Here is a 12,997-nt window from a genome sequence, read left to right as displayed (position 1 = left end):
CATTTGTGAACACGACACCTCAGAATACGATGAAATTCTCTCTGGTGAGAGGTGCCCTCCTATGCGGAGGGCGTGGCAAGGTCTATCGTGTTCCTACCCACCAGCCATGAACGATTACGAGGATTGAATGGACAAGACCAAGGCGCTTGAAGGCGCTCTCAGCCAGATCGAGCGTGCGTTCGGCAAAGGGTCGATCATGCGGATGGGCCAGCGCCCGAAAGAGCAGGCTGACGTCATTTCAACCGGTTCCCTAGGGCTTGATATCGCTCTCGGAATTGGCGGCATGCCCCGCGGCCGTGTTGTCGAAATTTATGGGCCGGAAAGCTCCGGCAAAACCACGCTGGCACTGCATGTTCTGGCTGAAGCACAGAAAAAGGGCGGTACGGTCGCCTTTATCGATGCGGAACATGCGCTTGACCCTGGATATGCCAAAAAGCTCGGCGTCAACGTCGATGACCTTCTGCTGAGCCAGCCAGATGCCGGTGAGCAGGCGCTGGAAATTGTCGATACGCTGGTTCGTTCCGGCGCCATTGATGTTCTGGTTGTGGACTCAGTGGCCGCGCTGGTCCCCCGGGCAGAACTCGAAGGCGATATGGGCGACAGCCACGTCGGCCTTCATGCCCGCCTCATGAGCCAGGCCCTGCGCAAGCTGACCGGAACCGTCTCACGATCGAACACACTGGTCATCTTCCTCAACCAGATCCGCATGAAAATCGGCGTGATGTTCGGCAACCCGGAGACCACAACCGGCGGTAACGCGCTAAAGTTCTACGCTTCCGTTCGTCTTGATATCCGGCGCATCGGCTCCATCAAGGACAAGGATGAAGTCGTTGGAAACCAGACGCGCGTCAAAGTTGTCAAGAACAAGATGGCCCCGCCGTTCCGTCAGGTTGAGTTCGACATCATGTACGGTGAAGGCATCAGTAAGGTCGGTGAACTTCTTGATCTTGGCGTGAAAGCGAACATCGTCGAGAAATCCGGCGCATGGTTCTCTTTCGATAGCCAGCGCATTGGTCAGGGACGTGAAAACGCCAAGCAGTTCCTGCGAGACCATCCTGAAATGGCACAGGAAATCGAGCGTCGCGTACGTTCTGAAGCCGGGGTCGTGGCAGAAGCCATGATGACAGGCCCAGAGAGTGACGACGACGCATCAGCTGAAGATTGATTTCAGCAAAAAGAGGCTCCGACAAGGGGCCTCTTTTTTTGTCTGTTGGAAGACAGCAAAGCCAATATCAGATTGAAGAAACGCTTTCTTGCCCTGTCTTCAGCCCAAAGCATTGCAAGGCATAGACCTGATAGCTATGGGCCCTCCGGCAGATTAAAGACCTGAAACAGGGCATAAAAAAAGATCAGGCGAACCTGATCCTTTTGGTCTTCCGAAGTTCCAAAAATTATTTCAGGCGGCAGACTTCGCGGGGCATAGCTTGCTGCGCAGACATGCCCATGTCTTTGCTCCCTTGATAATCGCTCTCGCAATGGCCGGAGTGGTTGTCGGCCGAAGCAACCGCGGATCATAGCCTGCAAAGCGGCGGTCATTTTCATCAAGGCAGAGTTGCATCAGGTCAGGAACATTGACGTCCATATTCGTCATATCCTTGGCCCCTGTGACCGTGAAATTATTGTCCTGCGTGTGCTCTTCACCGCTCTCGTCGATGCTGCGCGCCAAGCCCATGCGCTCATACGCCAGGAAGATCCAGACGCCGATAACACGCGCTTCAAACCATGGGCGCTTCCAAAACGGCATTGTTGCCCGGTGCCAGGCCAGCCAGTTCGCAAACAGCAGAATGTGGCGGCATTCTTCCTGCATCACAGGCTCAAATGTCTCGATCAGTTCCGGCGGGAAGAGCCCTGCACGCTCAGCCAAGGCAAACAGGCCAAAGGCAAAGAAACTATCCACACATTCAGAGAAGCCCGTCACCAGGTAGGCCCATTCCGTGTCTTTCGGCTCCACATAGGGAGGCTCAGGCGCCATCGGAATTTTGTAGGCTTCAACCAGCTTGGTCAGAACTTCCTTATGGCGATTTTCTTCCCAGGCATTGCGGGACAGAGCGTCCTTCATGTCCGGGTCATCAATCATCGCCGCATAGGCGGCCATACGGAGGCGTGCCTTGCCTTCAGTCTGAACAGCAATATCCCAGATTGGCAGGGACGTGATGCGATGCAGCGTTTCCGGATCAAGTTCCGGCCAGTCAATGACCGAAGGCTTGTATGGATTGAACGTGTCGCGAAACATCTGCGCGACAGCCTTCTTGTGCTCTTCCGTTCCCGGCTTGAGAGGCCCCTTGATTGGGCTGCTCCAATGGCGCGCTTCATAATCGACGCGCTCAAGCGTCTTCTCCGACGGTGCGTCGGGAAGGTGGGAATAGATTTCGGCCAGGCTTTTCATGATAGTCTTCGCGGCGTGCCCTGCGGCACGCCGTGCCCCTTGGAGCTTGTAGTTTTACTTCAGGTCGGTCGCGGAGTGGATGATACGGTGAACAAGCCCGTAGTCGATCGCTTCCTTCGCGGACATCCAGTAGTTGCGGTCCGTATCCTTGGCGACCTTCTCGTAGGTCTGTCCCGTTTCCTTGGCGAAAATCCGGTTCAGACGCTCACGCATCTTGATGATCTCACGAGCTTCAATGTCGATATCCGTTGCCGGACCGCGCACACCGCCCATCGGCTGATGAAGCAGGAACCGTGTATTCGGCAGGCAAACGCGACGCTCCGGGCGGCCCGCTGCATAGATCAGCGCACCTGCAGAGGCGACCCAGCCAGTACCAATCATGTTGATGGGCGCAATCGAATCCACGAAGCGGATCATGTCATGGATGGTGTCGCCACTCTCCACATGTCCACCCGGGGAATTCACATAGACGTCGATCGGCTTGTCGGACGAACCGGCCAGCGCCAGAAGGCGCCCCGTCACGTCACGGGCGATCTTGTCGTTGATCCCACCAAAGATCAGAACCTTGCGCTGGTCGAACAGGCGGCTTTCGAGTTCGCTGATCGGGCTGTTCAGCGTCTTGTTGTCGTCTTCCGGGGCCTCTGGGGCATCGGGCTCGTCGTCCAGACGGGTAAGGGTCATTCTGGTGATGTCCATGTCGTTTCCAGATCCATCGTGCGTCTTCATCCCCCTATCCTGCTCTTCGTTTGCCTTCATGCCAAGTCCGGGAAAGACGAAGTCTCGCCATCCCGATCACGAACGGCTAGTCTCCGCCCTGTTCAGAGATTTGGCGAAGGCAGGAACGGCACAGTGGGTTCAGGGAACATGACGCATCCCGGGAAAGCGGTAACGCGCAGAAATGCGGGAAAGATCCCGTTCATGCTGCTGCTGGCCACTCCCCTCTTTGCCGGCTGCCAGCATCAGGACCCTGTCGATACGACCGCCGGGTGGTGGCATAGCTTCGAAGGCGGAGAAATTGCCAAGCTGCGTCCGCCTCCGCCGGGCCAGAACGAGCCCTACCCGCATGTAGGGCGCACCCCCACGAAACTGCCGGAAATGCCGTCCCCGGAAGCCCGCATCAACCTCACGATGCAGCTGGAAGCCCAGCGCAATCTTGCCCAGCGTGAAACCGCAGCACGCGGCACGTTGCCGGTAGCGCCGCCGCCGCCGCCCCGGACTGCCCCTTCCGCCGTTAATCCAACGGGCACGGACTCAGACGAACAAAACAGCCTGACCATGACGTCTGCCGGGCAGCCTGCTCAGGATGCCGCCGCAACAGATACGGCGACAAGCGCGCCCGTAATGCCTGCCAAGGCGCCCGCACCGGTGAAGACTGTAAAGTCTGAGCAGCAGAAGCAGCCAGAAGCAGCGCTTCCTCCCGTCATCGCCAAATCGATCCCGCCGACACCTCCCGGGGAATATCCGCAGATTGGCGCATTACCGCCACCGCCACCCCAGTTTCCTGGCTTTGATATTCCAATGGACGCCAATCTGAGCGGACCGCTTCGCCCGGATATTGACAGCTCCACGCCCGAAGGAACGCTGATCCGCTTTCAGCCTTCCACAGATCATGTAGTGGGCGACCCGTCTGGAGATTACCAGCGCCTGCTATCCCATCGCGGCAAGCAGAAGGTGACGATTCTGGGCTTTGGGGCAGCCATGAGTGCGGATGCGGGGCTCTCCGCCGCAGATCAGGCGAGAGAAATCTCTCTGGGCCTCCTGCGTGCCCGGGCCGTAGCTGATGCTCTTGTCAAAAGAGGTGTTCCGGCATCTGACATCAGCATTCATGCGGAAGCCATTGGGGACGGTGTACGCGTAAGGATTGGGGGCTGACCCCTTCCCTGCGCCATGACCCCGTAAAGGACTGTTCCTCTTACGGAAAAACCTGTCTATCGTGCCTCCTCCCTTAATCTTCTCACCCTGAGCTGGTCATGACCGAAGAGTTCCACCGCATCCGCCGCCTGCCGCCCTACGTGTTCGCTGAAGTGAACAAGGCCAAGGCTGCCGCGCGAGCGGCCGGTGAGGACATTATTGATCTTGGCATGGGCAATCCCGACAGTGCTCCGCCGGCTCACGTCGTGCAGAAGCTGGTCGAAACCGTGGGTGATCCGCGCGCGCATGGCTACTCCGTGAGCCGCGGCATTCCCGGTCTGCGTCGCGCCATGGCGAACTATTATGAGCGCCGCTTCAACGTCTCCGTCGACCCGGAAACAGAAGTCATTGCAACACTGGGATCCAAGGAAGGTCTGGCCAATCTGGCTGCCGCCATCACCAGCCCCGGTGACACGATCCTCGTGCCGAACCCCTCATATCCTATCCATCAGTTCGGGTTCATCATCGCAGGCGCATCCGTCCGCTCCATTCCGGCCACACCGGATGAGGACATGCTACGTGCGCTGGACCGCGCCGTGCGCCACTCTGTTCCAAAGCCGACCGCGCTGATCGTCAACTTTCCGTCCAACCCGACGGCATTCGTCGCCAATCTCGATTTCTACAAGGAAATCGTAGCCTTCGCGCGGCGGGAAAACATCTGGATCCTGTCGGACCTCGCTTACAGCGAGATCTATTTCAACGCAGATGAGCCACCGCCATCCCTGCTGGCCGTGCCGGGCGCAAAGGACGTGGCTGTGGAGTTCACCTCCATGTCCAAGACGTATTCCATGGCAGGCTGGCGCATGGGCTTTGCCGTTGGCAACCCGAAGCTGATTCAGGCCCTGACGCGCATTAAATCCTATCTGGACTACGGTGCTTTTACGCCAATTCAGGTGGCATCTGTAGCGGCTCTGAATGGCCCACAGGATTACGTGTCGGACATCCGCGCCATGTATAAGGATCGCCGGGATGTTCTGCTGCGTGGCCTGAGCGCTGCGGGCTGGGAGGTTCCTGCCCCCGCCGGATCCATGTTCGCATGGGCCCCTATTCCCCCCGCTTTCGCTGACATGGGGAGCGTGGAATTCTCCAAGCTCCTGCTGAAAGAAGCTGGCGTGGCCGTCGCACCCGGCCTGGGCTTTGGCGAATATGGCGAAGGGTTCGTCCGGATCGGACTTGTTGAAAATACTCAGCGGCTGCGTCAGGCGACGCGGGCCATCAAGAGCTTCATGAGCCGGCACGGTGCCGGCGCATCGACCGCTGACCTTCTTGGAGCTGCACAATCGTGAAACCACTGCGGATCGGACTGGCCGGACTTGGGACTGTCGGTGTCGGCGTCATTCGTCTCCTGCGGGAGAACGCTGAAACGATTACCGCCCGCGCTGGCCGCCCGATCGAAGTTGTGGCGGTGACAGCGCGCAGCAAAAGCAAGGATCGCGGCGTCGATCTGTCTGCCACCCGCTGGCATGACGACGCCGTATCCGTTGCTCAGGACCCGGATATCGACGTTGTTGTCGAACTGATCGGCGGCTCTGAAGGCCCGGCGCGTGACATGGTGGAAACGGCACTCACGCGTGGTTTGCCTGTTGTGACCGCCAACAAGGCCCTGGTCGCCCTGCATGGTTCCACACTGACACGTCTTTCAGCCGAAAATAATGCGCCTCTGCTGTTCGAAGCCGCTGTTGCTGGCGGCATCCCTGCCATCAAACTTGTGCGTGAAGGTTTGGCTGCAGATCGTCTCCACAGCGTGGGGGGCATCCTGAACGGCACCTGCAACTATATCCTCACGGAAATGCGCACGACTGGCCGGGATTTCGGAGATGTTCTGACCGAAGCCCAGGCCAAAGGCTATGCAGAGGCTGAGCCTTCCACGGATGTGGATGGATGGGACACGGCTCACAAGCTGGCCATCCTTGCCGGCATCGCGTTTCAGCCCATCGCATTCGACACTCTTCCTGTCCACGGTATCCGAGATGTGACAGCAGCGGATCTGACGTTCGCCAACGAACTGGGATACCGTATCAAACTGCTCGGCATGGCTCGTGCCAGCAATGACAGCGGGATCGAGGCGTGGGTTCGCCCATGTCTGGTCCCCGCCAAGGCAGCCATCGCCGCCGTGGAAGGGGTATTCAATGCCGTCACCACACAAGGCCCGTTCAGTGGTCCTATCACCATTTCCGGCCGGGGAGCGGGCGAAGGCCCGACAGCCAGCGCCGTGGTGGCAGACCTGATCGATCTGGCCCGTGGTGCAGACCTTCCGGTCTGGGGCGTCAGGAACACACCAGCCCCCGTTGCCTGCACCAGCCTCGGGGAACTGAAGAGCGCCTTCTATATTCGTCTGGATGTGGAAGATCGCTCGGGTGTCATGGCTGATCTGACATCGGTTCTCCGGGACCATGATGTTTCCGTGCACTTTGTCTCGCAACATGATGCTGCAGCGGGACGTGCATATCTGGCCCTGGTAACTCATCAGGCCCCAGAAAAGGCTATTTCTGCAGCTATCACAGCACTTTCCGCGCTCCCTGTTGTTAAGGGAGCTCCCCTGGTGCTCAAGATCGAGGATTCTCTCCAGTGATCGATCCTACAAATGTTCTTCCCTACCGCGTAACTGACCGCAACCTGGCGCTGGAGCTTGTCCGCGTCACGGAAGCGGCCGCCATTGCCTCTGACCGCTGGACAGGCCGCGGCCTGAAGAACGACGCCGATGGTGCGGCTGTTCAGGCCATGCGCGCCGCCTTTGATACGGTTGCCATTGATGGCGTCGTCACCATTGGCGAAGGCGAGATGGACGAAGCACCGATGCTTTACATCGGTGAGAAGGTCGGCTCCGGCGGCCCAGCCATGGACATCGCGGTCGATCCGCTTGAGGGCACGAACCTGTGCGCCAAAAGCCTGCCGAATGCCATTACGGTGGTCGCCCTCGCCGAGCGCGGCAAGTTCCTGCACGCCCCGGACATCTACATGGAAAAGATTGTCGTCGGCCCGGACCTGCCGTACGATGTCGTCAATCTGGACTCTTCCATCGAAGAAAACCTGCGCAACCTTGCGAAGGCCAAGAACCGCGACGTGTCCGACCTCGTGCTCTGTACGCTGGACCGTGAACGCCACGAAGAACTGATTGCCCGTGCCCGTCAGGCTGGTGCCCGCGTTCAGCTTCTCAGCGATGGTGACGTTGCTGCGGCAATCGCAACCTGCATCGATGGCGGCGGCGTAGATCTTTATGCAGGTTCCGGCGGTGCTCCCGAGGGTGTTCTGGCAGCAGCTGCAATCCGATGCATGAATGGTCAGATGCAGGGCCGCCTCCTGTTTGAAGACGATGCACAGCGTGAACGCGCCCGCGAGATGGCAGACGGCAAAGACCCAACGCGTCTTCTTGGTTTGCACGACATGGCCGCCGGTAACGTTTTGTTTAGCGCTACAGGCGTCACCACCGGCTCTCTGCTGAGGGGGGTGGAACGGGTCAGCCCAACCCGCGCCAAGACGCATTCGATCGTTATGCGTTCAAAATCTGGCACAGTTCGCTATATTGAGAGCCATCACGACTTCAGCCTGAAGACAAATCGACCATCCTGAATGGAGTAGCATGTTAGAAGACGATACGGGCCTGGTACTCGGCGTATCCCGCAGCGCAGGCAACCGTCGGTGGATCTGGCGCGATCCACGTCTGGCAGAGGCGGATAACCGCCTTGCTCTTGGAATGGCTCAAAGAGCAGCCATTCCGGAACTTCTGGCCCGTATCCTGACTGCCCGTGGTGTCACAGCCACGGAAGCAGCCTCTTTTCTGGACCCGCGTCTGCGGGATCTAATGCCCGACCCTTCCTGCCTGCAGGATATGGACAAAGCTGCTGACAGACTTGCTCAAGCCGTCCGCAAGCATGAACATATCGGCCTCTTTGGCGACTACGATGTGGATGGAGCCTGCGGCACAGCGCTCGTCTGTGACACCCTCCGGGAACTTGGCTGTACCGTCAGCACACACATCCCAGACCGCATGACCGAGGGCTACGGCCCCAACACACCAGCACTCGAAAAGCTGGTTTCCGGGGGGGCAACCCTGCTCGTCTGCATCGATTGCGGCACAGCTGCGATCGATATTCTGAACGGCTTTCACGGCCAAACGGACGTCATTGTCCTTGATCATCACAAGCCGGATGGCTCGATCCTGCCGAACGGCATTGTCGTTAACCCAAACCGCCTCGACTGTACGTCTGGTCTCGGCGCAATCTGCGCAACCGCCGTCGCTTTCCTGACCATGGTCGCCACCGTCCGTCTTCTTCGGCGAGACGGCTGGTTTACGGATGGACGCGTTGCCCCTGACCTTCTTAAGCGTCTGGATCTTGCGGCTCTTGCCACGATCTGTGACGTCATGCCTCTCACCGGGCTGAACCGTGCACTTGTCATGCAGGGTTTGCGCGTCATGGCGCGTGGAGAGCGCTTGGGACTAGCCACACTGTCTTCTGTGGCGGGCGTGAAGGAAGAAGCCAGCGCGATGGCTTGTGGCTTCGCTTTGGGGCCACGCATTAACGCGGGAGGCCGTATTGCCAAGGCCAATCTTGGTTTGCGACTTCTGCTTTCCGAAGACGTCGTAGAAGCTCGCGCTCTTGCGGATGAGTTGGACAACGTGAACCGGCAACGTCAGAGCGTCGAAGCTGGCATTCTCGCTCAGGCTATGGAGCAGGCTGAACAGCAGATCGAAGCCAATCATGCGGTGATCTTTCTGCATGGTGAAACCTGGCACCCAGGTGTTGTGGGCATTGTTGCGGGGCGGCTGAAAGAACGTTTCAATCGTCCGGCTTTGGTCGGCGCTCTCGCGGACGGAATTATCAAAGGATCTGCCCGCTCTGTTCCTGGACTGGATATCGGTGCTGCAATCATCGCGGCCAGACAGTCCGGGCTTCTTCTGACCGGTGGTGGCCATGCCATGGCTGCCGGCTTCTCGCTGGAAGCAGGCAATGCTGCCACATTCCATGAACTACTGGACAACACACTTTCCGAAGCACGTGCTCTGCCGGTTCAGGACGCATTACGGATCGATGGCCTCACCACACTCAGAGGAGCCTCGCTTGAAGTCGCTGCTCAGCTTGCGCGGTTGGCTCCTTTTGGACCCGGCAATGAAGAGCCCGTTCTGGCAATCAGCAATGTGCGATGCGTCAAGACTGATCGCATTGGCAAGGACGGAAACACCCTGCGCGTGATGTTCCAGGGGGAAGACGGCGGGACACGCCTGAAGGCACTTGTCTTCCGTGCAGGGGACAAACCATTTGTCCCGTTGCTGGAAGATCGGACGATGCCGCTGTTGCATCTGGCAGGGCATTTGAGGGTGGAAACCTGGCAGGAACGACAAAATCTAACTTTTTTCATTTCTGACGTTTCAAGTGCTTGACGGCACAAATGAACCCCCTTATACACCCGCTCACGCCTCCAGTCCCGTTCGTCTAGAGGCCTAGGACACTGCCCTTTCACGGCGGCAACACGGGTTCGAATCCCGTACGGGACACCAAGCTTTTCAAAAGCTTACAGGCACATTTCTCAAAATGAAATGACGCAGATATCCAGCTTTGATCGTACTCTGTACGGTCTCAGAGCTGGAATTTTCTGTTTGTGCCCAGCGTTTTGAATGAAGCTGAATGTTCAGACATTCCAATCTTATACATTCCCCCAAATTTTGCTCCGGCTCTGGATTTTCCATGAGTCTGAAACCTTTTTTAACTCTTGAGATCACGATTCCGTGTCATAGATCAGACATCTTTTGACATGGAAAACGTAGTTGTCCCGTTTCCCTCTGCGCATGGCCTGCAGCACTGTTTTTTCTATCCGTGGGCTCCTGATGATGAGCACAGCGTTCGGTCTGCTCGCAGTACATTCACAGGCACACGCAGATGACGATGTGATGTCTCGCATGGAAAAGGAAATGCACCGCCTTCAGGAAGCGCAGGCCCATGTTCAGCAGGAACAGGAAGAGATCAATCGCGATCTTGTCATGCTGCGCTCAGAGATGAGCCAAGCATCATCACACGGTTCAGCCAGCAGACAAGACAACGACGAACACGACAATGGTCGCTCGCGGCACGCCTTCGAGGTCCGCCATTCATGGAGTTGCACCTCACGCGCCACAATTCCATTCGTCCCAGCACCCAACAGAACTTACTTCAGAAGCAACATTCGCATCCAATGCCAACTCGCCTGAAGGACACGTCTCCCGCGCTCTCCCCTCATCAGACTCAAGAGACCGTGTTGCACGAGATCGTCGCGACCACGGGGTGACTGAATCTGGCACCGGATCTGAACTGGCCGTGGTCGGGAAGCGGACAGAAGATGTCATGGTGCGCTTCGCTGAAAATGGTGTCGACCCACATGCGCGTGAAACAATCGGCGCGCAGGCCGCAGGCGCCGTAGGCGACCATGGCGTGTTTCACCTTGGCCCTGTCACGCTCATGCTCGGTGGCTTTGTGGACATGGCAGCCGTTCTTGAGAACCGCCATGTCGCGTCCGGCACATTCAATTACTGGCAGGACATGCCGTATCCGAATGAACCGCGGTATCACACCAACAATTGCGAAGGGAGCGCCCGATATAGCCGCCTCTCTCTTCTGGCACGCGGCAACATCAATTCCGAAGCCACTATTTCAGGCTTCTTTGAATCAGATTTCGGTGCTGGTGCGGTTACGACAGATCCGTATGAAAGCAACAGCTATGCGTTCCGGATGCGTCAGGCCTATCTGGCCTATGATGATAACAAAGCTGGCTGGCATTTCCTTGGCGGACAGGCCTGGAGCCTTCTGACGCCCGGCCGTATTGGTATCGTGGCCCGTCAGGAGAGCCTTCCGGAAACCATTGAAGCCTCCATGCTGGCGGGTCAGACATGGGCTCGCCAATGGCAGGTCCGCGTCGTCAAGGATTTCATGGACCACCGCCTCTGGGCAGGTTTTTCGATCGAAAACCCGGCGACCCTATATGACACCACCGGCTTCGCGACCACCAACGGCACGGTGTCCCTGCCAAACGGCAACACGGCCACGATTGGCGAGAACGGCGTTGGCCTGACGAATGACACGGCAAACTTCTCAAACGAAATCGCGCCAGATCTGATTGGCAAACTGGCTTACGATCCCAGCTGGGGCCATTACGAAGTCGAAGGGATTCTGCATTTCCCGCATGATCGCGTGACCATCAATCATACAGGCCACAACAACACCGCCATTGCGGGTGGCGCAGGGGGATCGCTGATCCTGCCAATCATTTCAGGCAAGCTGGAGTTCCGCGCGGCCGGCCTCGCGGGATGGGGCATCAACCGCTACGGTTCCGTGCTGCTTCCGGATGCGACCCTGAATGCCAAGGGAGACCCGGTGCCCCTCTTCGGTCTTCAGGCGCAGGCAGGCCTGATTGCACATCCCAACCCGCATATTGATGTGTATGGATATTTTGGCACACAGCGCGTGGGACATGCTTATTTCAACAGTGAAGGGTCGTCTTACGGCTACGGCAACCCGCTGTACTCAAATGCGGGCTGCCTCCAGGAGCTCTCGTCCCTCTCCTGTTCCGCCAATACACGCGGCGTTTCAGAAGCGACGATCGGTGCCTGGTGGAGGTTCTTCAAAGGTCGCTTTGGTACCGTTGAAGGTGGCACTCAGCTCGCTTATGCACGGCGGGATATCTGGAAAGGCATCGGCGGCGATCCGCACACCAGTATGAGCCAGATCTTCTTCGACTTCCGCTACCTCCCCTTTCAGTAACGCACGCCCGCACAAAAAGCCGCATGTTCAACACACGCGGCTTTTTCCATTTTCAGCCCTTCGTCCAGTACCCGGACGCCTTGATCCACTGCGGCGAAATTCCACGCTCGTTTTCCAGAACACTTCGAATGGCGCGTGCAACGGATGCTTCCGCCGCAACCCAAATGAATGTCTGCGGCACGATCTGAATGGTCTTCAGGGCGCGTAAGAACGGCTCGGCCTGATGCGCCTGTTCGCTTGGACGATGAACCCAGACAGATGTGTGGGACGCCTTCGTTTCGAAGGACTGTTCCTCAGAGGCATCTGTCACCGCAGCCAGTGTGGTGACAGGCGTTCCGGCATCCAGTTCCTCGACGCGCCTGCCAATAGCGGGAAGTGCGGTTTCATCCCCAATCAGAAGCCAGGTGCGAATATCTCCCGTAATGACGCGCGATCCTTTGGGGCCACCAATGGCCAGATGATCGCCGGGCTTGGCGCTCCGGGCCCAGTCCGCCGCCGGTCCGCCATCATGGTCCACAAAATCCAGAACCAGCGTCCCAGCAGCGCGATCAAATACGCGCGGCGTGTAATCCCGACGGGCCATGTCACCGTCACCCTGCGGGACAAATATCTTGATGTGATCATCCGGAGATACGCTTGGAAAATCCCGAAGGCTGTCATCCTGAAGCGTGATGCGGATCATGTGTGGCGTCACACGCTCGACGTCTACTACGGTCAGATCACGGCGTTTCAGCTCGTGCATGACGCGACGGATTTCCGGGGGAGCAATGGTTGTAGTGTCAGTAACGGTCATCTTCTCATCCTTGAATTAACCCTGAGCAACGGGTCTGAGGACTGCATGACGACAGACGCACAGGCCCGGCACAGCGCAGGGGCTGTTCGGTTCTGTGCGTTGATTGACGTTAACGCTTACGGAAACTGGAGACGTCTAGCCTCGATGTCATCTCCGGCCACGATCTGACTGGAGCAT

General features: G+C 58.1%; 9 protein-coding genes, 1 tRNA gene and 1 pseudogene. 8 read left to right on the top strand and 3 right to left on the bottom strand.

Going from position 1 to position 12,997, the window contains the following annotated elements; translation table 11 throughout:
* Positions 1–127 precede the first annotated feature (127 nt).
* Positions 128–1,165, top strand: coding sequence for a recombinase RecA (gene recA / locus HK24_RS06560; protein WP_086633787.1), 1,038 nt, complete (start codon positions 128–130; stop codon positions 1,163–1,165).
* 231 nt (positions 1,166–1,396) lie between these two features.
* On the opposite strand, the gene HK24_RS06555 is transcribed toward recA, so the two are convergent.
* Together HK24_RS06555 and HK24_RS06550 are read right to left on the bottom strand one after the other, a co-directional pair.
* Positions 1,397–2,386 (bottom strand): hypothetical protein, encoded by a 990-nt coding sequence (locus tag HK24_RS06555; RefSeq protein WP_086633786.1) that lies wholly within the window; start codon positions 2,384–2,386, stop codon positions 1,397–1,399.
* Positions 2,387–2,440: 54 nt separating this feature from the next.
* Positions 2,441–3,082, bottom strand: a complete 642-nt coding sequence (locus tag HK24_RS06550; protein ID WP_046900896.1) for an ATP-dependent Clp protease proteolytic subunit — start codon at positions 3,080–3,082, stop codon at positions 2,441–2,443.
* Positions 3,083–3,100: 18 nt separating this feature from the next.
* Between HK24_RS06550 and HK24_RS06545 the strand changes: the two genes are divergently transcribed.
* The 7 genes and pseudogenes from HK24_RS06545 (at position 3,101) to HK24_RS06505 (ending at position 12,027) form a co-directional block, all read left to right on the top strand.
* Positions 3,101–4,258 carry a hypothetical protein gene (locus HK24_RS06545; protein ID WP_233126151.1) on the top strand — a complete coding sequence of 386 codons (1,158 nt, stop codon included), beginning with the start codon at positions 3,101–3,103 and terminating at the stop codon, positions 4,256–4,258.
* A 98-nt stretch (positions 4,259–4,356) separates the two neighbouring features.
* Entirely contained in the window at positions 4,357–5,583 is a 1,227-nt protein-coding gene (locus HK24_RS06540; RefSeq protein WP_086633784.1) for an LL-diaminopimelate aminotransferase, read from the top strand.
* On the top strand, positions 5,580–6,869 hold the full coding sequence (locus HK24_RS06535) for a homoserine dehydrogenase (protein WP_086633783.1): 1,290 nt from the start codon (positions 5,580–5,582) through the stop codon (positions 6,867–6,869). Before HK24_RS06540 ends, HK24_RS06535 begins: the two co-directional genes overlap by 4 nt.
* Positions 6,866–7,867 (top strand): class II fructose-bisphosphatase, encoded by a 1,002-nt coding sequence (glpX, locus tag HK24_RS06530; RefSeq protein ID WP_086633782.1) that lies wholly within the window; start codon positions 6,866–6,868, stop codon positions 7,865–7,867. The genes HK24_RS06535 and glpX overlap by 4 nt, the downstream gene beginning before the upstream one ends.
* 10 nt (positions 7,868–7,877) lie before the next feature.
* Positions 7,878–9,677, top strand: coding sequence for a single-stranded-DNA-specific exonuclease RecJ (recJ, locus tag HK24_RS06525; protein ID WP_086633781.1), 1,800 nt, complete (start codon positions 7,878–7,880; stop codon positions 9,675–9,677).
* A gap of 41 nt (positions 9,678–9,718) precedes the next feature.
* A tRNA-Glu gene (locus HK24_RS06520) sits at positions 9,719–9,794 on the top strand.
* Positions 9,795–10,121: 327 nt separating this feature from the next.
* Positions 10,122–12,027, top strand: a pseudogene (locus HK24_RS06505) (hypothetical protein).
* A 52-nt stretch (positions 12,028–12,079) separates the two neighbouring features.
* Here the strand turns inward: HK24_RS06505 and HK24_RS06500 are convergent.
* The gene (locus HK24_RS06500; RefSeq protein ID WP_086633778.1) at positions 12,080–12,820 is read right to left on the bottom strand and encodes a siderophore-interacting protein; all 741 of its coding nucleotides are present in this window, start codon (positions 12,818–12,820) and stop codon (positions 12,080–12,082) included.
* Between the last annotated feature and the right edge of the window lie 177 nt (positions 12,821–12,997).

The sequence above is a fragment of the Gluconobacter sp. DsW_058 genome (assembly GCF_002153615.1).
Classification (GTDB): Bacteria; Pseudomonadota; Alphaproteobacteria; order Acetobacterales; family Acetobacteraceae; genus Gluconobacter; species Gluconobacter cerinus.
The sequence above is the reverse complement of the archived record's forward strand: the minus strand, read 5'-3'. Positions and strand labels throughout refer to the sequence as shown.

What these genes read in the sequence shown, in the direction of transcription:
- HK24_RS06540 (WP_086633784.1), top strand. Translation starts at nt 4,357, where the DNA reads ATGACCGAAGAGTTCCACCGCATCCGCCGCCTGCCGCCCTACGTGTTC.
- recJ (WP_086633781.1), top strand. Translation starts at nt 7,878, where the DNA reads ATGTTAGAAGACGATACGGGCCTGGTACTCGGCGTATCCCGCAGCGCA.
- HK24_RS06555 (WP_086633786.1), bottom strand. Translation starts at nt 2,386, where the DNA reads ATGAAAAGCCTGGCCGAAATCTATTCCCACCTTCCCGACGCACCGTCG.
- HK24_RS06550 (WP_046900896.1), bottom strand. Translation starts at nt 3,082, where the DNA reads ATGGACATCACCAGAATGACCCTTACCCGTCTGGACGACGAGCCCGAT.
- recA (WP_086633787.1), top strand. Translation starts at nt 128, where the DNA reads ATGGACAAGACCAAGGCGCTTGAAGGCGCTCTCAGCCAGATCGAGCGT.
- HK24_RS06500 (WP_086633778.1), bottom strand. Translation starts at nt 12,820, where the DNA reads ATGACCGTTACTGACACTACAACCATTGCTCCCCCGGAAATCCGTCGC.